This window comes from Pedobacter superstes (assembly GCF_037622515.1).
In the GTDB taxonomy this organism is placed as follows: Bacteria; Bacteroidota; Bacteroidia; order Sphingobacteriales; family Sphingobacteriaceae; genus Paradesertivirga; species Paradesertivirga superstes.
This window is the reverse complement of sequence record NZ_JBBJCN010000002.1, coordinates 672,332-691,285: the sequence shown is the minus strand read 5'-3', so window position 1 is coordinate 691,285 and position 18,954 is coordinate 672,332. Positions and strand designations below refer to the sequence as shown.

18 protein-coding genes and 3 tRNA genes are annotated in these 18,954 nt (G+C 38.6%); 7 read left to right on the top strand and 14 right to left on the bottom strand.

Translation table 11 applies throughout. From position 1 onward, the window contains the following. Positions 1-430: 430 nt before the first annotated feature. From WG906_RS08475 to WG906_RS08465, 3 genes are all read left to right on the top strand, one after another. Entirely contained in the window at positions 431-1,846 is a 1,416-nt protein-coding gene (locus tag WG906_RS08475) for an aldehyde dehydrogenase family protein (RefSeq protein ID WP_339992139.1), read from the top strand. A gap of 234 nt (positions 1,847-2,080) precedes the next feature. Next, positions 2,081-2,881: an SDR family NAD(P)-dependent oxidoreductase gene (locus tag WG906_RS08470; RefSeq protein WP_339992138.1), complete on the top strand. Its 801-nt coding sequence runs from the start codon at positions 2,081-2,083 to the stop codon at positions 2,879-2,881. A 46-nt stretch (positions 2,882-2,927) separates the two neighbouring features. Continuing rightward, positions 2,928-3,749 carry an AraC family transcriptional regulator gene (locus WG906_RS08465; RefSeq protein WP_339992137.1) on the top strand — a complete coding sequence of 274 codons (822 nt, stop codon included), beginning with the start codon at positions 2,928-2,930 and terminating at the stop codon, positions 3,747-3,749. 192 nt (positions 3,750-3,941) lie between these two features. On the opposite strand, the gene WG906_RS08460 is transcribed toward WG906_RS08465, so the two are convergent. The 7 genes from WG906_RS08460 to WG906_RS08430 all read right to left on the bottom strand — a co-directional run bounded on the left by WG906_RS08460 (position 3,942) and on the right by WG906_RS08430 (position 8,220). Beyond that, positions 3,942-4,015 (bottom strand) — tRNA-Pro (locus WG906_RS08460). A gap of 51 nt (positions 4,016-4,066) precedes the next feature. Beyond that, positions 4,067-4,140: transfer RNA gene (locus WG906_RS08455), tRNA-Pro, on the bottom strand. Positions 4,141-4,207: 67 nt separating this feature from the next. Beyond that, positions 4,208-4,294, bottom strand: a tRNA-Ser gene (locus WG906_RS08450). 167 nt (positions 4,295-4,461) lie between these two features. Beyond that, complete coding sequence (locus tag WG906_RS08445) at positions 4,462-5,643, bottom strand: class I SAM-dependent methyltransferase (RefSeq protein WP_339992136.1); 1,182 nt, start codon at positions 5,641-5,643, stop codon at positions 4,462-4,464. Positions 5,644-5,710: 67 nt separating this feature from the next. Continuing rightward, on the bottom strand, positions 5,711-6,973 hold the full coding sequence (locus tag WG906_RS08440) for an aspartate kinase (RefSeq protein ID WP_339992262.1): 1,263 nt from the start codon (positions 6,971-6,973) through the stop codon (positions 5,711-5,713). A gap of 25 nt (positions 6,974-6,998) precedes the next feature. After that, a complete protein-coding gene (locus WG906_RS08435) occupies positions 6,999-7,484 on the bottom strand; it encodes a GNAT family N-acetyltransferase (RefSeq protein ID WP_339992135.1) in 486 nt (161 codons plus the stop codon). A gap of 46 nt (positions 7,485-7,530) precedes the next feature. Next, entirely contained in the window at positions 7,531-8,220 is a 690-nt protein-coding gene (locus tag WG906_RS08430) for a YggS family pyridoxal phosphate-dependent enzyme (RefSeq protein ID WP_339992134.1), read from the bottom strand. A 40-nt stretch (positions 8,221-8,260) separates the two neighbouring features. Here WG906_RS08430 and WG906_RS08425 point away from each other — a divergent pair, with 40 nt between their 5' ends. After that, entirely contained in the window at positions 8,261-8,902 is a 642-nt protein-coding gene (locus tag WG906_RS08425) for a DUF4296 domain-containing protein (protein WP_339992133.1), read from the top strand. Then, a complete protein-coding gene (locus WG906_RS08420; protein WP_339992132.1) occupies positions 8,874-11,234 on the top strand; it encodes an endonuclease MutS2 in 2,361 nt (786 codons plus the stop codon). Before WG906_RS08425 ends, WG906_RS08420 begins: the two co-directional genes overlap by 29 nt. A gap of 470 nt (positions 11,235-11,704) precedes the next feature. Here the strand turns inward: WG906_RS08420 and WG906_RS08415 are convergent, their stop codons facing one another. Further along, positions 11,705-12,238 carry a pyridoxamine 5'-phosphate oxidase family protein gene (locus WG906_RS08415; RefSeq protein ID WP_339992131.1) on the bottom strand — a complete coding sequence of 178 codons (534 nt, stop codon included), beginning with the start codon at positions 12,236-12,238 and terminating at the stop codon, positions 11,705-11,707. Positions 12,239-12,414: 176 nt separating this feature from the next. Between WG906_RS08415 and WG906_RS08410 the strand changes: the two genes are divergently transcribed. Together WG906_RS08410 and WG906_RS08405 are read left to right on the top strand one after the other, a co-directional pair. Further along, on the top strand, positions 12,415-14,754 hold the full coding sequence (locus WG906_RS08410; RefSeq protein WP_339992130.1) for a TonB-dependent receptor: 2,340 nt from the start codon (positions 12,415-12,417) through the stop codon (positions 14,752-14,754). 1 nt (position 14,755) lies between these two features. Next, complete coding sequence (locus tag WG906_RS08405) at positions 14,756-15,556, top strand: DUF4249 domain-containing protein (RefSeq protein ID WP_339992129.1); 801 nt, start codon at positions 14,756-14,758, stop codon at positions 15,554-15,556. A 27-nt stretch (positions 15,557-15,583) separates the two neighbouring features. Here WG906_RS08405 and WG906_RS08400 read toward each other — a convergent pair whose 3' ends face one another. From WG906_RS08400 to WG906_RS08375, 6 genes are all read right to left on the bottom strand, one after another. Then, entirely contained in the window at positions 15,584-16,147 is a 564-nt protein-coding gene (locus tag WG906_RS08400; protein ID WP_339992128.1) for a molybdenum cofactor guanylyltransferase, read from the bottom strand. A 4-nt stretch (positions 16,148-16,151) separates the two neighbouring features. Next, complete coding sequence (locus tag WG906_RS08395; protein WP_339992127.1) at positions 16,152-16,430, bottom strand: Rdx family protein; 279 nt, start codon at positions 16,428-16,430, stop codon at positions 16,152-16,154. Beyond that, on the bottom strand, positions 16,430-16,933 hold the full coding sequence (locus WG906_RS08390; RefSeq protein WP_339992126.1) for a molybdenum cofactor biosynthesis protein MoaE: 504 nt from the start codon (positions 16,931-16,933) through the stop codon (positions 16,430-16,432). The genes WG906_RS08395 and WG906_RS08390 overlap by 1 nt, the downstream gene beginning before the upstream one ends. Then, a complete protein-coding gene (locus WG906_RS08385) occupies positions 16,893-17,126 on the bottom strand; it encodes a MoaD/ThiS family protein (RefSeq protein WP_339992125.1) in 234 nt (77 codons plus the stop codon). Before WG906_RS08385 ends, WG906_RS08390 begins: the two co-directional genes overlap by 41 nt. Positions 17,127-17,190: 64 nt before the next feature. After that, the gene (locus WG906_RS08380) at positions 17,191-18,150 is read right to left on the bottom strand and encodes a GTP 3',8-cyclase MoaA (protein ID WP_339992124.1); all 960 of its coding nucleotides are present in this window, start codon (positions 18,148-18,150) and stop codon (positions 17,191-17,193) included. Then, positions 18,150-18,881: a sulfite exporter TauE/SafE family protein gene (locus tag WG906_RS08375; RefSeq protein ID WP_339992123.1), complete on the bottom strand. Its 732-nt coding sequence runs from the start codon at positions 18,879-18,881 to the stop codon at positions 18,150-18,152. Before WG906_RS08375 ends, WG906_RS08380 begins: the two co-directional genes overlap by 1 nt. Between the last annotated feature and the right edge of the window lie 73 nt (positions 18,882-18,954).

Here is an 18,954-nt window from a genome sequence, read left to right as displayed (position 1 = left end):
TAGATTGAAATCTCCATAACTTTGATCCTAATCCACTTTATGGCTCTCAAAAGGTATGGATTGAAAGAGATTGATTTGAACTAATAAATGCAAAAAAGGCCCTGAATAGTGATATTTAGATCTTTTTATTGTACAAATTTCAAGCCTTTTCCTGTATGATTTAAGAAATTGGCTGAGCTTATCTTAGGCAGCCTTAAAAAGGATTCTACAACACCTCTACCTATTTCATCACATTTTCGTCTAACGTTCCCACTTACTAACTCCAGCTTGAATTAATCCATTTTCTTTAGCCGCGGCCATTAAGTAGAGTTCAGGCTATTTAACGATTGTTTCAGTGGTGTTCTAAACTGAGCTTCTCAGCAAAGAAACTTTGAGCTTTTCAACAAAGCTTAGGGCTTCAAATCCCTTTTACTTTGTAATAAAAAAAATTATGAAACAGATTCAAAGTGTATATATCAACGGGGGTTTCTCAATGCCTCAGGGAACGGAAACAGTGGAAATTATTAGTCCGCTTGATGGAAAAACTATAGGAAGCCTACGATATGCAAATGAAGAGGATACAAGGTTGGCAATAAAGGCTGCCAGTATCGCACAGATAAGGTATGAAAAAAGCAATATTACCCAAAGGGCTGCCTTTTTAAAAGGTATACATGATGAGATCATCAAGAGAATTGACGATTTGATTGAAGCAACAATTCTGGAATATGGTGCAACGAAAGAAAGGGCAAAGTGGTCTAATCTAATCGCCGCAAATACCTTCCTCAATCAAATAGGGGTAATGGAAAATTATTCTTTCGGAAAATCTGTAAATGAATCTACGGTAAAAGTGGAGCCGGTAGGCGTAGCAGCATTGTTTACCCCTTGGAATTCTGTAGCAGGTTCTATTGCCGTTAAAGTTGCGGCTGCACTTTCGGCTGGATGCGCAATCGTATTAAAACCAAGTGAATTTGGTGCCTGGCAAGCCCAAATCATCATGGAATGTATTGATGCAGCAGGCTTACCAGAGGGTGTTGTGAATATGGTAAACGGTAGAGGCGATGTTATCAGCAAGGCAATTATGGAAAGTACGGAAGTCACCAAGGTTTCCTTTACTGGTTCTACCGTGGTTGGCAAAATTTTAGCAAAAGAGGCACTAAACACCATGAAGCGGGTAACATTAGAACTTGGGGGCAAATCTGCTAACATCATTCTGGAAGATGCCAACCTGGATACTGCTATTCCAATGGCTCTCCAGGCAAGCTTTATGAACAATGGTCAGGCTTGTATTGCAGGATCAAGATTATTAATACCAGCATCGAAAGCAAGCGAAATAGAAACACGGCTAATCGCGGAAGCTGAAAAATTTTTGGTAGGAAGCCCATTTGATGAAGAGGTAAAAATAGGTCCTTTAGCCAGTCAGAAACAATACGACCGCGTTCAACAGTATATCTCGGCGGGCTTGGAGGATGGAGCAAGACTGGTGTATGGTGGCCTGGGTAAACCTGAAGCGTTTGATCAAGGCTTTTATGTAAAACCTACCATTTTTATGGATGCGAACAACAACATGAGAATTGCCCGGGAAGAAATTTTTGGACCTGTGCTTACTGTCATCCCCTATCATGATGAACAAGAAGCTATACAAATTGCAAATGATTCTGACTATGGATTAATGGCTTTTATAAGTGCTGCAGATACCGAAGAGGCACAAAGAATGGCTGCCCAATTAAAAGCTGGAAGGGTACTTATCAATACCTTAAAACATGATCCCCTTGCCCCGTTCGGTGGATTTAAAAACTCCGGACTAGGGCGAGAGAACGGCAGCCTGGGAATGGAAGAGTTTTTGGAAGTAAAGACGATTATTTCTTAAGAGACATTATTGGAAGAACTTCAGGGACTATTCTCCGGGCGCTTTTTATTGTTAGAACTATATACCCATTTCTCTCCCATTCCTTGAGCCTCTCAACAAATAAACACTGAGCTTCTCAACAAAACTCTACACTACGTTTCTTGCGAGATTTGTATTAGTAACACAATAGAAAACAGAGAAAAAGGAAGGCCCGAAAAGCAAAAATATTATTTCATCAAAAAGAGTAGAAAATAAATGGACTTAGAATTAAAAGGTAAACGAGCATTGGTAACTGGTTCCAGTGCCGGCTTAGGAGAAGCAATTGCAAAAGCTTTGGCAAAGGAAGGTGCTGAAATTGTTATTCATGGTCGGCATGAAGAACGGGCAAATAAAGTTGCCGAAGCTATCCGTGCGGCAGGAGGAAAGGCAGAAATAGCGTTGGGTGATCTTTCTTTTGATGAAGGAGCTAAAGCTGTAGCAGCCGCCGCATTAAGCAATGGTACTATAGATATTCTTATAAATAATGCCGGAGCTTACGCACATACAGGATGGCTGGATACGAGCGCTGAAGACTGGTTGAACACTTATAATCTGAATGTTGTTTCTTATATAAGGATGGTACAACAATTATTGCCTGAAATGAAAAAGAAAAACTGGGGACGAATCATTAATATTGGTGGAGGCCTCGGTATTCAGCCTCTGGCAATTCAGCCACATTATAGTGCAAGCCTTGCTGCAAGACATAACTTATCTGTCTCCTTAGCAAGAGAACTGACTGGAACAGGAATTACGTCAAACGTTGTTTCTCCAGGTGCGATAATAAATCCGGGGGTAAAAAAATGGCTTATCAATGAATCTGTTAAGCACAACTGGGGCAATTCTTTTGAAGAAATTGAACGGGCCGCGGTTAAAGAACTGGTTCCGAATAACTGCAATAGATTTGGCAGGCCTGAAGAAATTGCTAACGCCGTTCTGTACCTCGTAGGACCTCATTCTGATTATGTAAGTGGCGCACTATTAAGAGTTGACGGTGGAACTGTTCGTTCCATACATTAAAGTATCCACATTCTTTAAATATTAAAAGGATCGATAAATTTAGGAAATGGATATACGTAAAAACGAGTCAGCGTCTTCAACCATTGTATATTCCTGCTATCATCAGGCAAGTAGGGATGGCGAGCACTTTGTTCCGGAACATACCTTAATATATCAGATAGCCGGTTCGCTAATACTTAACGACGGAAGCCAGGAGTACGCGCCCCATCCCGGATCATTCCGTTTAATCAGGCGAAATCAACTCATTAAATTCGTCAAATATCCACCTGTAGATGGCGACTTTAAATCTTTGTCAATTTATCTCAATCAAGGAACACTCAAAAATTTTAGTCAGGAATATGGATTTTCGGCCTCAGACAAGGATTATGGATTACCTGTAATCGACCTGGAGACGGACATTGCGTTAAAGCAATACATTCAATCATTGCTCAGCTATCAGCAAAGCGGAAGCCTGAAGAGCCGGCAATTGATCGAATTGAAAGTAAAAGAAGGTTTATTACTACTGCTACAGGCTAACCCGGGGCTTAAGAATATACTATTTGATTTCACAGAGCCTCACAAAATTGACTTAGCAGCCTTCATGAACAAGAACTACCGATTCAATGTCAGACTTGAAAGGCTGGCTTACCTCACAGGCAGGAGCCTGGCAACTTTTAAACGGGATTTCGGGAGAACCTTTGGCTGTAGCCCGGCACGTTGGCTGCAACAAAAACGTTTACAGGAAGCTCATTATCTTATTGAAAAAGGAGAAAAATCCTCTCGTATATATCTGGAACTCGGATTTGAAAACCTATCACATTTTTCCTATGCGTATAAAAAGATGTACGGAAATCCTCCGTCTATAAAACAGTCCACCGGAAGAACTTAAGTAGTTCATTTGAATCTATCTGGGCTTATCTTATTCTTTCAAATAGAAAAACAAATGTAGATATTAAATCTGTTCACCTTATTGTTCGCATGACGGGAGGAATAGTATGTACTGAGAAGAATTATTTAAAAGCAGAAAAGGCCCTAAATAATGATATTTAGAGCCTTTTGCATCCAGATGAACTGGTTTTTGTCGGGGTGGCAGGATTCGAACCTACGACCTCCTGGTCCCAAACCAGGCGCGATACCGGGCTACGCTACACCCCGAGCGGTATCTTTTATTAGTATTTCAAAATAAATCAGATTTGCTCTGATTAGTCGGGGTGGCAGGATTCGAACCTACGACCTCCTGGTCCCAAACCAGGCGCGATACCGGGCTACGCTACACCCCGAGCGGTATCTCTTGTAAAGGCTGCAAAGGTAACAATTTAAACGGCCTTTTAAAGTTTTATTTTTTTGCGGAGAGAGAGGGATTCGAACCCTCGGTACCGTTGCCAGTACGACAGTTTAGCAAACTGTTCCTTTCGGCCTCTCAGGCATCTCTCCTTTAGAAAAAATATAGAACTAATCCCCTTTTCAGGGATTGCAAATATAGTAATTCAGGCATGCCTTCAAAAAATATTTTTTATTCATTTTGAATTATTGGACAACAGCAGGCTGGAGGTATTAATTATGAGGCCTTTGTAATATTTTTACCTGATTGTAAGTTCAGTTTATTGCATTGATTGGGCGTGAATAACCAGCAGCTTATCAGGAAATGTGGTAGTGAAAATCAAATATTCGGTACCGCCATCACTTATTTTGTGCTTTTTCTTTAGCTCATCAGGCGAATGAGGAAAATTTCTACTAATCACATTCGCTTTTTTAAGTTGATTTTCTTTAATGAACTGTTTGTAGCCTATTACATTTTTTACCAGAAAAGTTTTTCCGGGAAAATCGTCAACTAAAGTATTTGAGGTATACAAATGCGAGTGTTGATGCAGTTTTACAACATTAAAAGCTTCCGAAATGCTTTTAAAACAACCAGCTTTAAGCAAAGACACATCAGGTTCATACAGGTATTTCAGAGCTGGGGTATATGACTCTAACTTCAGATTCTTTTCATCGGAGAATTTAAATTGAAAAGATTTCTGACCAACCGGCCCGATTGCAGTGCTGATAATTTCTGCTTCACCGGTAAAATCTTTGTCGATTACCCACAGAAGTTCTTTGCAATCGTTTTTTACACTTACTACATGCACCTGGCTAACTTGCGAGAGTTCATTTAATCCCGATTGTATATCAAAAAGGGGTGAGGTTTTTATAATTACTCTCGTGGCTTTTGAGAGAAATAAAGAAAGATTTGAAATTACATCAGGTTCGGTTTCGCTTAATAAAAATACCTTTTTTGACTCAATCCGGCGGGATGGATCAACGTAAACGGTGTCAAAGGTTTCCGAACTTTCTTTCAAATAAACTATGCTGTCGGCATTAATAAATCTCACATTATTTGCTCCCAGCACAGATAAATTGTGTTCAGCCAGTAAAGAGAGTTCCGTGCTTTTTTCGCAATGCACTACCTCTTTAGCATTTTTTGAAAAAAAGAAGGTATCAACGCCAAAACCACCGGTCAGATCAATGATTTTGTCGCCTTTTATCAAGCGATTCTTATACTCTGCCGTTAGTTGAGACGAGCTTTGTTCAACAGAAAGCTTTGCAGGGAATATAATGCCTGGAGTATTATACCAAAGAGGTATCTTTTTTTCCGCCCGTTTTTTGCTGTCCAGCTGCTCCGCAAGTTCACGTGAAGTGATATTTTCAAAGGGACTTTTATTCAGTGCAATTCTATGCAGATCTGCTTTAAGATTGTCTGTCAGAAATTGCTGTACCCTGGGATTGAAAATGTTCTTGTTCAAGCTTATGTTATGTTAAAGAAACTGGCAGAGACATCCTGGTGTCGTATCAATTTGCTTATTGTTTTACTTACGCATTCTTTACCACCATTTGTGCAGTGTGTCTGCTGATCTGTTCTAATAATACAGTTTTGGAATCCGTAAGGCTGGTTATAATATCTTTATTAAAATGCCGGATTGTTAACAGTTGCAGGCCGGTGTTATATTTAATCTTAAACCTTCTCTCAAGTTCTGAAATCAACTTTGGAAATCTTCTGTCATCGAAATCAAAGCATACCGAATAACTTATCGCAGAAAGCTGCATCATATTAATTTTTACATGTTGAGCGGCAAATATCCCGTAAAGGTCGCATAAATGATCTTCTGTGATAAATGATAAATCGGGTGTTGATATTGTTAAAAGTACCTGGTTGTTTTTTACAATAATTGCGGGCTGAGTAATAGGTATATGCCTTTCCTGAATGCATGTCCCATTTTCTAAGGGCGATAGAAAAGGTTTCACCATTAATGGAATTTTGGCGTTCTGTAAAGGTTTTATTGTCTTGGGATGGATTACGGTTGCCCCATAAAAGGTCATTTCCAATGCATCACGATAGGAGAGTTCGTCATATTTAACTGTATCGGTAAATAACTTAGGATCCGCGTTTAAAACTCCAGGAACATCTTTCCAAATGGTTACTGCTTTTGCATTCAGGCAAGCCGCAAATATAGCTGCGGTATAATCAGAGCCTTCTCTGCCAAGTGTGGTGGTGAAATTTTCGGAGGTGCCTCCAATAAATCCCTGGGTAACAGCAATATTTTCTACAAGAAGTTGAGGTACATGCTCTTCAATAGACCTGCATGTTTTGGCCCAGTCTACTTTTCCTTCCCGGTAAGTATTATCGGTATGAATAAAGCTTCTTGCATCCATCCATTTGCTTTTTATTCCTGAAAGATTAAGGTAAGCATTTACAACTTTGGTCGAAATAAGCTCGCCTATAGAAACTAACTGGTCGTATATGAAATCATACTCATCATGCGGTTCATCCTCAAGTATCCAGTCAATTTCCACGAATGTATTAGCAATCTCATCATAAACCGGATGGTTTTTGTCTTCAAACAATTGAAACAGGATATCTTCATGATATACTTTAATACTGCTGAACAGCTCCTGAATCTCAGGTTTTTGTTCTACGTAAGCGTTGGTCAGGTTTTCAAGAGCATTTGTAGTTTTGCCCATAGCAGAAACAACGATTAACAATTGTTTATCCCTGTTAATTTCGATTATATGAGCCAGGTTTTTAATGCCATCCGCATCTTTCACAGAGGCTCCACCAAATTTAAATACGTGTATCATTTATTGAATAAGTATGATTCTATTACTGGTTATAAGCAACCAGCAATACTTCTAATTGTTCTTTTGACAAAGAGGCATTTAACCAACCGGCTTCGTAGCCCGCCTGGTATTTATTGTAGAAATTGATTGCCGGTTCATTCCAGTCGAGAACCTGCCAGCTTATTCCGTTGAAGCCTTTTTGTTTAGCTTCGCCGATAATGATTTCAAAGAGCATCTTTCCGATTCCCTTTCCCCGCATATGCCCGGTTACATAGAAATCCTCCAAAAATAATCTTGAGCCTTTCCATGTAGAAAAGCGGATATAATACAAAGCAAAGCCCTCTATTTTTCCTTCCACTTCAGCGACAAAGGCTTTCCACACAGGTTTTGTTCCAAATCCCGCTTCTTCAAATTCCTGCAGAGTAACAGTCACCTCATCAGGCGCTCTTTCATAATCTGCCAATTCCTGAACCAGTTCAAGTAAACGGCTGCAATCTTCTTTTCGGGCCTCGCGAATGTTAATGGGCATTACAACCAAGTGTTTTTAATTTTTCTTCTTTTTTAATTTTTAATTTTTAATTATTCTTCCAATGCGGAATTATTCTGCTGCCAAAAATTGTGCTGCCTACACGGATCATTGTACTGCCATTCTCAAGCGCTATTTTGTAATCGCCTGACATCCCCATTGAAATTTCTTTAAATGAGGGCTCTTTTCTGAAAAAACTTTGCTTTATGCCTTCAAAAAACACATTTAACTCGTTAAATTCATCGTTGATCTGCTTTTCGAGTTTGGTATTAGTAGCAATACCCATTAATCCAACTATTCGTATGTTTTTTAACTGTGCAAATTCTTCAGAACGCAGCAATTCAATTGTTTCATCGTAGCCCAAACCAAATTTCGTATCCTCATCAGCAATATAAACCTGTAGAAGGCAATCAATAATTCTGTTATTTTTTAGAGCTTGTTTATTGATTTCGATTAAAAGTTTAAGACTGTCTACTGAATGAATCAGGGACACAAAAGGGGCAATGTATTTTACTTTATTAGTCTGTAAGTGACCAATTAAATGCCATTCAATATCTTTTGGAAGCTGTTCGTATTTATCCGTCAATTCTTGTACCTGATTTTCTCCGAAGACCCGTTGACCGGCATCGTAAGCCTCCATAATCTCTTCATTAGACTTAGTTTTAGAAACCGCAATAAGTTTCGCATTATACGAATCTAATTCCTTCTTTAATTCTGTGAGGTTGGCTGCAATGCTCATTTATGTGTATTTTTAGCGAAATTTCCTGCTAAATTAACAAATGAGGAGCTTACTAATACTGTTTTTTCTATTCGTTTTTTTTTCCTCATGTGGTGATGATACTGCCGAGGGCGTTATTCCTAAAGGGGAAATGGTCTCTATATTAACCGATTTGCATCTGGCGGATGGAATAACTTCGACATATTATGGTGATTCTGCCAGTCAGAAGGTAGCGACTGTTTATAAAGCGATCTATAAAAGGTACAGTACTGATTCAGTAACTGTTAGAAAAAGCTTATCGTACTATACAGAAAGGCCTGAAGAACTGGAATTAATGTATAAACAGGTTGAAGTGAATTTATTAAAGCTCGAGAAGGGTGAGCAAGCCCGAGCAGAACGGGTTCAAAAAGAAGAGTTACGAAAAATTAAGCTTCTGGAGTATGCTGAATTGAGAAAAGCACAGATAGAAAGCGATCGTTTAAAAATGCTTAAGGGGGAATATGATTTTGGATTACCCAATTATTACTCTCCTGCTGATTTGTATTTTAAAGCATGGAGGATATATCCTGAAGCAAAAAAGAACGTTAACAAGAAAGTTGATACTATTAAAACCGATTCCTTAAGAAAAGATTCTTTAAGAAAAGACTTGTTATTGAAGAAGGAACAGAGAAAGAATGATTTACCCGCACAACGCATCAGATAAACTTGGATTTTCAGAGATAAAGTCGCTGATAAAAGCGCAATGCCTTAGTGATATGGGAAGACAAATGGTCGACCGTATTCAAATGATGACCAGCTTTGATCAGATCAATAAATTTTTAAGACAAACCAAAGAGTTTAAAGATATTCTGGAGAATGATGCACCCCTGCATATTCGCCATTTATTTGATATTAAATCTTTGGCAGAAAAAATCCGCGTCGAAGGCAGCTTCCTTAACGAAGCAGAGCTGCATCAGGTTCTACTGTCATTACAAACGGTTTTTTCGGTAATTAACTATTTTAATGAGCGGGAGGGCAGATATCCTAATTTGGAAGGTTTATTTGAGCATCTTCCGATTGAAAAGAAGATAATCAAAAGTATTGAAGCGATCATTGACGAAAAAGGAAAAATTCGTGCCAATGCTTCTGTAGAGTTACAACAAATTACCTCGGGGATTGCTAAAGCGGAATCAGAAGCAAGGAAAAAAGTTGATCAGATTTTTAAAAACGCCCAAAATAATGGCTGGACGGCCGACGGGAATTTAACGGTTAGGGATGGACGGATTTGTATTCCGATTTTAGCTGAAAATAAGAGGAAACTAAAAGGATTTATTCATGACGAATCGGCTTCAGGGCAAACGGTTTATATAGAGCCAGAAGAGGTTTTTCAATTGAATAACCTGGTTCGTGACCTTGAATTTGATAAGCGCAGAGAGATTGTTAAAATTTTAACCGGACTAAGCAATGAATTAAGGCCCTATGTGCCTCTGCTTCTTTCGTACCATGGCTTACTTACGAAACTGGATTTTGTGAGGGCCAAAGCCTTGTTTGCACAGCAGATAGAAGCTGAAATGCCTGTACTGGTACAAACTCCCGAACTCAGTTTAGTGAATGCACAGCATCCCTTATTGTTTCTGAATCTTAAAAAAGAGGGTACTTCTGTAGTGCCTCTGAATATAAAAATTGATGAGCAACAAAGGGTTGTTGTACTTTCAGGTCCAAATGCCGGGGGTAAGTCTGTTGCAATGAAAACTATAGGCTTATTACAGATTATGGTGCAGGCGGGTTTACTTATTCCGGCTGATGAAAGTTCAAAGCTTGGAATATTTAAACAAGTGTTTGCCGATATCGGTGATGATCAGTCTATAGAAAGTGATTTGAGTACCTACAGTGCTCATTTATCCAAAATGAAGTATTTTGTTGAGAATGCCGGTGGTAAAACATTGGTGCTCATTGATGAATTCGGGACAGGTACAGATCCGCAGTTTGGCGGACCAATTGCGGAAGCTGTTTTGGAATCCTTAAACAGGAAACATATTCGCGGCGTCGTTACCACCCACTATTCTAACTTAAAAGTTTTTGCAAATGCTGCCGAAGGTCTGGAAAATGCTTCTATGATTTTCGATAATCTGAAAATGCAGCCTATGTATATTTTAGAGATGGGAAAACCCGGCAGCTCCTATGCTTTTGAAATTGCTCAAAAAATCGGGCTTCCTCAAAATGTGATAAATGCCGCTAAAAATAAAATCGGGGTGTATCAAAAGAAAGTTGATACCTTATTGGTTGATCTGGAGCGAGATAAAAAAGAGATTTTAGAAAAAAAAATAGCGCTTGAAAAGCAGCAAAGGCGTGTTAACACTCTTCTTGAGGAAAATGAAAAGCTTAAAGCCTTTCTTGAGGAGAATAAAAAAGGCATATTAAAAGATGCTAAAAAGGAAGCTCAAAATATCATTCTTAACGCTAACAAATTAGTTGAGAATACGATATCAGAGATACGCGAAAGCAAAGCGGATAAAGAAAAAACGCAAAAACTCCGGCAGAATTTGCAGCACGAACTGCAGAAAAATACTGTAAAAGAGACTCTGGTTAAACCTCTGGAAGATACCTCTGTATTAAAGGCCGGCGACTGGGTAAGGCTTGAAGATTCTGAGACGGTGGGTCAGGTTATGGATATCACGAAGGATAACGTAATTCTTGCCATGGGTGATTTGCGATCTGTAGTTAAGCGGAAACGGGTTCAAAAAATCGCAAATCGTGAGGTTCCAAAAGAAATCCGGCGATCGTATTCTTCGCAGGTAAGCGATGCCATTGCGCAATTTAATCCTGAAATCGATGTCAGGGGGCTGCGCGGGGAGGAAGCTTTATTTGAAATAGAAAAGTACCTGGATAGGGCATTAATGATGGGCTTCTCAACCCTGAAGATCATACATGGAAAAGGAGATGGCATACTGAGAAAGTTAATACGCGAATATTTGCGCAAATACTCGCAGGTGTCTCGTATCGAAGATGAACATGCCGACCGGGGAGGAGATGGGATTACGTATGTATACCTGTAGCGGATTCCTATTTACTGCTGTATTTATAAGAACAGTGATAAGCTTGTCATCGGTTTTTTTATTTCTGTAACTAGTTCCATACCCTTCCATTTGTGTCATGCATATCAGTAGTCTCTATGACACAATTTTTGTTTTTTGAAGGAATCATTAATACATCCTTACCCGAATTTTCTCTCGATCCGATTTTTATGTGTGCAAAGGTTTAAATGGATCGCCACATACGATTGTTAAAAAACTAAAAAAAATAATTTTTTCGGGTTACAATTTTTAAAAAAGAGTATTAATAGTAGGTTTATAATTGGTTAGTTGAGTATCTCCATTCTCCCCGTTTGGAGATATTCTTTTTTAAAAGCATTTTAATAATACCTGTTTCAACTATTCGGTTATCGGATCATTAATAATCAGGGCTAAATGGGATATGAAATTTCGAAAAAAATTAAGGATCTGCCTGTCAAATTCCCCCATTCGCTTTAAAAGGTCAGTTTTTTATTTTCTCCTTCCATATAGGGATTTCCGCTCAGGGTATTTTTTACCAGCGTTATTACCTGCGCAATCAATAAATCAGGAGTATCCCAATACTCAGCTTCCTGTGGCTCAATTTTTAAGAGGCAAAGATTTGGATCTTCTTTCCCGTAAGGAAACCAAAGTTTAAACCGGTCACTCCAAAGTTCTTCGATTTTAGACGTATCTTCGCTTATTTCTGCCTTTCCATTAACCGCTATATATAAATCATGCTGAGGATTGCTATAGTTTAAAACCACATTGGGATTAACCTGGATTTCCTGCAGTTTTCTTGAATCTTTTGAGATAAAGAGCCAGATAATTCCGTCATCTTTAAGTTCAAAGGTATACATTGGCCTGCTGTGTGATTTTCCTTCACTTGTAATTGTGGTAAGCATCGCGATTTTAATGTCGTTTAATTTTGCCGCCAGTTCCCGCGACTTTTTAATGTGTTCAATTTCCTGTAATTGCTCTTGAACAGTAGCACCGTGTAATGTTTCCATTTTGAATAGATTAGATATAAATTAAAACTCAAAACATCCATTTTGTTTACAGAAAGTGTAATTAATGAACAGGTTTTCAAACGGTACTTTACATATTTTATAAAATATATTTAAAGCCGAATCGTTTAGCCACTATATCCTTACATTCGTAATCACAGTTTTCATCATCTTTATTAATGCCTCGGGTAACACATTGTTCAGCTTTAATCTTTGTACTGATTACTTTAGGAATATTATTTTCCTACCGGAGCCATGCCCAGCCTCGATTTTCGGTAAATGGCATAGTTAAGGATGCTTTTAGCGGCGAAACGTTGATTGGTGCAAATGTAAAATTGCTCGAGATGCCGTCAGCAGGCGCTGCCAGTAACACTTATGGCTTTTATTCAATCAGCGCAGCTACAGGACAATATACTATCCAGATAAGTTATACAGGCTTCCAAACCCAGACCAGATCAATAGTATTAAATCAGAATTTAACAATCAACATTGATCTCAATCCTCTTAACCAGTTAAATGAGGTTATAATAAGCAGCAGACCAGCAAATGAACGTGTCACTGACCCGCAAATGGGGCTGGAGAAACTAAACATGGAGAGTATAAAGAATGTGCCAGTCTTATTCGGCGAAAAGGATATTCTTAAAACGATCCAATTATTGCCTGGAATTAAGTCGGCGGGCGAAGGGAACAGTGGTTTTTACGTAAGGGGAGGATCGTCAGATCAGAATTTAATTCTGTTAGATGAAGCCAATGTTTATAATGCATCTCATTTGTTAGGATTCTTTTCAACCTTTAACTCTGATGCGATAAAAGATGTTTCAGTTTATAAAGGGGGGATGCCATCACAATATGGGGGAAGACTGGCATCGGTACTCGATATCAGGATGAATGAAGGAAACCGTAATAAGTATACGGCAGAAGGCGGAATCGGCTTAATCGCCTCACGGCTTAAATTAGAGGGACCAGTAGAAAATGGTAAAGGTTCTTTTATGGTTAGCGGAAGACGCACCTATGCTGATTTGTTTTTAAAGTTATCTTCTGACAGCACTTTGAAAAGCAGTCAGTTATATTTTTATGACTTGAATGCGAAAGCTAACTATAAAATTAATTCCAAAAACACGATTTACCTGTCTGGTTATTTTGGTCAGGATGTTTTAGGCATAAAAGGAACCTTTAGTCTCGATTGGGGCAATACCACCGCCACCATGAGATGGAACCATCTTATTAACAGCAAAATATTTTCTAATACCACTCTGATTTATAGTGATTACAATTATGCAATAGAAAACTTTGATAACCGCAGTGATTTCAAAGTAACCTCAATTATAAAAGACTGGAATTTAAAACAAGATTATCAGTATTTCTCTGGTAATAATCATACGCTGAGATTTGGGTTAAACGCAAATCATCACCAGATCAGACCGGGGAATATTACATCCTCAGAGACATCGAGTGTAAACGATAAACAGATAGAGAAGAGAAAAGGGTTGGAGTTTGCCGCATATGTTTCGGATGAATGGAAAATAAATAAACTCAACCTTGTGTACGGACTTAGACTCAGTTCGTTTGTGCTGATCGGGCCGGGTACTTTTTTTACTTACGATAGAAATGGAATGGTTAGTAGTTCTGAGAGCTTTACTGGCGGAAAACCAGTAAAACAATATTTTGTACCAGAACCTCGTATATCCGCCAGTTACCAATTGGCTGAAAACAAGTCACTGAAAACATCTTATACCCGTAATTCGCAGTATCTGCATCTTTTATCAAATTCAACTTCTGCTTTACCCACCGATTTGTGGGTAATGAGCAGCAATAACATTAAGCCCCAGATTGCTGATCAGGTTGCATGGGGGTATTACCAAAATTTTGCTGAAAATAAATATGAGCTCTCTGCAGAAGTGTATTATAAAAAAATGCGTAACCAGATTGAGTATAAGAATGCTGCAAACCTTAGGGGAAATGAAAAGGTAGAGTCGGAATTAATATTTGGCGATGGCAGGGCCTACGGATTGGAATTTTTTTTTAAAAAGCGCCTGGGCGATTTTAACGGCTGGATCGGTTATACTCTTTCACGAACCGAACGAAAATTTGCTGAGATTTCTGACAACAACTATTTCCCGTCCAAACAAGACAGGACCCACGATTTATCTTTAGTTGGTATTTATAAGATTTCCAACCGCTGGACATTTTCCGGAACTTTTGTTTATAATACCGGAAATGCTATAACATTTCCGAGCGGGAAGTATCAGGTTGATGAGAAAACAATGTTTTATTATACCGAAAGAAACGGATACAGAATGCCGGATTATCATCGTTTAGATGTGAATGCTACCCTTGACGGGAAGCCTGGGAAGAAATATCAGTCTAGCTGGACATTTGGTTTTTATAATGCCTATAACAGGCACAATGCTTATACAATAGATTTTCAGGATAATCCTGATGATCCATCAAAGACGCAGGCAGTTCAAACTGCTTTATTTGGAGTTATCCCATCAGTAACGTGGAACTTTAAGTTTTAAAATGATGAATAATAAATCCTACTTATTATTAATCCTGGTTTTCGCAGGAATGGCATTTGCATCCTGCGAGAAAGTTATTGATGCGAATCTTAAGAATGCGACTCCGGTAATTGTTATTGAGGGTATTGTTACTAATCGCATTGATTCACAAGTAGTAAAAATACACCGTTCTGTTCCTTTCGGTGAATCCAATGAGTTTCCGGGAGTTAGCGGTGCAATTGTTACTATTCTTGATAACAGCAGCGGCAGATTAGTTACAGTGAGAGAAAGGAGGCCTGGTTTTTATTCGGCCCGTAATTTTACCGGACGCTCTGGTGTAACATACAGTTTAAGGGTTGAGGTCGAAGGGAAGGTTTTTACTGCGATATCTACTATGCCGGATCAGGTCAATATAGATTCTTTGGGTATATCTGTGAGTACGTTTCTAGGTGAAGAGCAGCGAACCGTTCAACTACTATATACCGACCCCGTTAAAGGGAGAAATTATTACCGGTTTTTATTAACTATTAATGGAAAGCCTTCTAAAAATATTTTCGCTTTTGAGGATAACTTCAGCAATGGAAGAGTTGTGACCAGAGAGCTTTTCGACCTGGACTTAAACGCCAGGCCAGGTGATACAGCCGAACTGGAAATGCATTGTATAGATCCCGCCGTTTTCCGTTATTGGCAGGGGTTAGATCAAAATCAAAACAGGGGAGGGGCTTCTACAACTCCTGCAAATCCTGTCAGTAATATCAGTAATGGTGCACTGGGGTATTTTAGTGCTCATACCAAACAAATTGAAACTATAAAAATTCCTTAAAATGAATTTATAAGCTTAAAGCTCCCCCTATAAAGTATTGTAATTTTTAAAGCTCATGTCGTTTTTAACCGGAATGTACATAGTGTTTCCCGATTCAAACCTGTCATGTAAACTATATTTTCCTAAAGAATTTTCCTCAAAAGTTTTATAGACTTTAGCGAGACCTTTCGCTGTGTAAATAGCACAAAAAGTTTGATGGAATCCATTCTCTTCGTATACATAATATTCGTATGAAGGATTCTCGCGGTACGTTTTAATCAGGTCCAGAATAGTTTCCTGTTGCATATCAATTAAGTCACAAGCCATCAGAAGAATGTCCTTGTCCGGGAAATTTATATGAACACTTAAAAGACCCTCCAGTGGTCCGTCGAGCGGAAGTTCATCTACAATTAAAGGTGTTTCGGGAAAAATTTTCTGATAAGCATCTTTTTGCTTTTCATTAATAGAAATAACTACAGGAAGGCCTGACTCTTTTAATTTTTCTGAGATACAAAGGGCCCAGGGCTTGCCATCGAGCTCAATCTGTCCTTTATCTCTGCCCATGCGTGAGCTTTTGCCACCGCATAACACCACGCCAATTAAATTCTCCATAAGTTTATTTCCTATCAGAATGTCCTAAACTCTTTTCCGGGTTTACTATATCTCTGACCTTTTGCTTTAGTTCTTTGATTTCAGGAAAGCCTCCGGCACTTACACGATCAAAAATCAATGTGTTTTCAATGCTGATTTTAAAAGTTCCGGCAGTTTCACTTGGCTGAAGCAGAACGCCTTTAACATCATCAGAAAATGTGGATAACAGTTCTTGTGCGAAGTAAGCTGAGCGAAGCATCCATCCGCATTTGGGGCAGTATTCTATAGTAATAAGGGGCTTCATTATTGATTCTCGGATTCGTAAATGTGTTTGGTCGGATTACCGGTTATTTCATGGCAATTGCAATTTCCACCCCATAATTTGGTTCCATCAGTAAAATATTCGCATTTCCATATCGGCACTTCATGCTTTATCCGATCAATAATATGACGGTTTGCTTCATAAGCCTCCCGGCGATGTGGAGTTGCCGTTATTACAACCACAGCAGCCTCACTTACTCCAACCTTACCAATTCTGTGTTGTGCTACCGCGATGTTTAATTTCCATCTTTCCTTGGCTTCTTCGAGTATCTCTGAAATAAGTTTAGAAGCGATAGTTTCCTGGGCTTCATATTCCAGATAGGAAACGTTTTTGCTTAGATTATTGTCTCTGACGTCACCACTAAACAAAACAACGGCACCAGCCTGTGGATGATGTGATGCGGCAAGTAATCCGGCTAAGTCAATGGGTTCAGAAGTTATATACTTAACCTCCACTGCTGGGGGGCATAATACTGATGCTGTCATTTTCATTCAGTCTAAAGTCATTGTCAACAAATTCCTCATCTACTGCAAACCTGCTGATGTTTAACACACCCGCAGCTTCAGGATTCTTATCAATTAGAAAACTTTTTAAATCATTTATATCATTGAATGATTGCTGAAGAGTAAACTCCTTTTCAAAATATTCTTTCAATATTGCGTAAACTTCAATTTTCATGTTAAAATAGATTTGAATTGTGAGACATCTCATTTAGAGCCTGCACATTCCATCATTTGCAGAATCAACCTCCGATATGCATCATACTCAGTTCACTTCCGGCAAACCTCAGAGACTGTTTTTGTTTCAAGGCTTGTTCCAAACGAAGAACCAATTCATTGTTATCAATATTTTTAATTGAGATAGGATGATTACTGCTTAAACATCCATAAATATTCCCGTAAGAATCTAATCTTAAACGGTTGCAATCGCTGCAAAAAGGCTCGCTTTCATTAGCTACAATACCAAATGTGTGTCCTTCATCAGTTTGCCAGTAATTTGCTGTTGATGAGTGCTGCCTGGATAATCGTTTAAAGTTATAATGCTGATTTATGGTATCGAGTATCTCTTCCTGAGAAAAAAAGTGCTGGTCGGAACTACCATATAAATGCCCCATTGCCATTATCTCTAAAAATCGGATAGTGATGCCTTTATCGGCAGCAAAGTTGAGTAAAGGGATGATTTGAGATTCGTTCAATCCCTTCATTATCACACTGTTAATCTTAACTTTAATTCCGGCTTTTATTGCTGAATCGATACCATTAAATGTTCTGTTAATACCACTACGGCGACTCATTTTGTAAAAAACATCTTCATCAAAAGCATCTAAAGAAACATTTAACTCAGTGATACCGGCATCTTTAAGTCTTCTCGCCATGTTTTCCAGCAATAAACCATTTGTGGTGATTTTCAAATCGTCTATGCCTGAATTCTTCACTGATTTTACAAGTTCAGGAAGCTCTTTATACAATAGAGGTTCACCACCCGTAAAGCGGATAGTATCTAAGTTAAGAACCTCATGTAATTGCTTAATTAAATGACCTAATTCAGCAGGTGAAAGCGACTTTTCTTTAGAAGATTTATAGTTTTCTTTTTGTTCATCATTACCAAACGTACAATACACACAGCCCAGATTGCAGGTATTAATCAGGCTTACCCGAAGTGTTTTGAATGTTCGTCCGTATGAATCTATAATCTCAGCCATCACATAAAAAATATTAGCTTGCAGGAAGCTATCGCCAACACGGCGCTTAATAAATATTTAACAGTATTTACTGCAAAATGCCTGCTACCAAAATAAGACCCTGCTATTCCTCCTGCCAGTGCAGAAGAAAACCAAATTAACGATTCTTGTCCAATTTGGATTTCGGATGAATGGCCCAATAAGCCGGATACAGAATTCAATACTATAAAAAGAGCAGACGCTGCCGCTGCTTCTTTAGAATTTCCCCATGCCATAATGATAAGTAAAGGACTAAGAAAAATTCCTCCTCCTATGCTTAACATCCCTGCAAGTAAACCCATGATTAATCCAAAAACTAAGGCCAGGGGTATAGATATTTCTTTTTGTGTGTCTTTTTCACCGGGGATTAAGCCAAGTAAGCGTATTACCGGAATAATTAACGCTATACCTAATATTAAATTATATATATCGCCTTCAATAGTCATCTTTGATCCAATGAATGCCATTGGTAATGAGGTGATTAAGAATGGCCAGCAAAGTTTCCATTTGAAAAAGCCTGCCCTCGTAAACTGGATGAAACCTATACCGGCAACAAGGATATTTAAAATTAAAATAATAGGTTTATAGCTAACTACAGGGATTGCAAAAATTGATAAAACAGCCAGGTACCCGCTTGCTCCGCCATGACCTACCGAGGCGTACAGAAAACCTACAATAAAGAGGGACATAGCAAGGAGTATATTAATATCCATTCTTACAAACTTAGATAAATTCTATTAATGGTTTTTCGGGTTTATGTAAAAGGATTATATCAAATAATCGATG

Excerpts from the sequence above, each read along its gene's own strand:
- WG906_RS08390 (WP_339992126.1), bottom strand. The coding sequence starts at position 16,933 with ATGACAGCATCAGTATTATGCCCCCCAGCAGTGGAGGTTAAGTATATA.
- WG906_RS08375 (WP_339992123.1), bottom strand. The coding sequence starts at position 18,881 with ATGGATATTAATATACTCCTTGCTATGTCCCTCTTTATTGTAGGTTTT.
- WG906_RS08410 (WP_339992130.1), top strand. The coding sequence starts at position 12,415 with ATGCCTCGGGTAACACATTGTTCAGCTTTAATCTTTGTACTGATTACT.
- WG906_RS08470 (WP_339992138.1), top strand. The coding sequence starts at position 2,081 with ATGGACTTAGAATTAAAAGGTAAACGAGCATTGGTAACTGGTTCCAGT.
- WG906_RS08415 (WP_339992131.1), bottom strand. The coding sequence starts at position 12,238 with ATGGAAACATTACACGGTGCTACTGTTCAAGAGCAATTACAGGAAATT.
- WG906_RS08465 (WP_339992137.1), top strand. The coding sequence starts at position 2,928 with ATGGATATACGTAAAAACGAGTCAGCGTCTTCAACCATTGTATATTCC.
- WG906_RS08405 (WP_339992129.1), top strand. The coding sequence starts at position 14,756 with ATGATGAATAATAAATCCTACTTATTATTAATCCTGGTTTTCGCAGGA.
- WG906_RS08380 (WP_339992124.1), bottom strand. The coding sequence starts at position 18,150 with ATGGCTGAGATTATAGATTCATACGGACGAACATTCAAAACACTTCGG.
- WG906_RS08395 (WP_339992127.1), bottom strand. The coding sequence starts at position 16,430 with ATGAAGCCCCTTATTACTATAGAATACTGCCCCAAATGCGGATGGATG.
- WG906_RS08435 (WP_339992135.1), bottom strand. The coding sequence starts at position 7,484 with ATGCCCATTAACATTCGCGAGGCCCGAAAAGAAGATTGCAGCCGTTTA.
- WG906_RS08430 (WP_339992134.1), bottom strand. The coding sequence starts at position 8,220 with ATGAGCATTGCAGCCAACCTCACAGAATTAAAGAAGGAATTAGATTCG.
- WG906_RS08420 (WP_339992132.1), top strand. The coding sequence starts at position 8,874 with ATGATTTACCCGCACAACGCATCAGATAAACTTGGATTTTCAGAGATA.
- WG906_RS08385 (WP_339992125.1), bottom strand. The coding sequence starts at position 17,126 with ATGAAAATTGAAGTTTACGCAATATTGAAAGAATATTTTGAAAAGGAG.
- WG906_RS08425 (WP_339992133.1), top strand. The coding sequence starts at position 8,261 with ATGAGGAGCTTACTAATACTGTTTTTTCTATTCGTTTTTTTTTCCTCA.
- WG906_RS08400 (WP_339992128.1), bottom strand. The coding sequence starts at position 16,147 with ATGGAGAATTTAATTGGCGTGGTGTTATGCGGTGGCAAAAGCTCACGC.
- WG906_RS08475 (WP_339992139.1), top strand. The coding sequence starts at position 431 with ATGAAACAGATTCAAAGTGTATATATCAACGGGGGTTTCTCAATGCCT.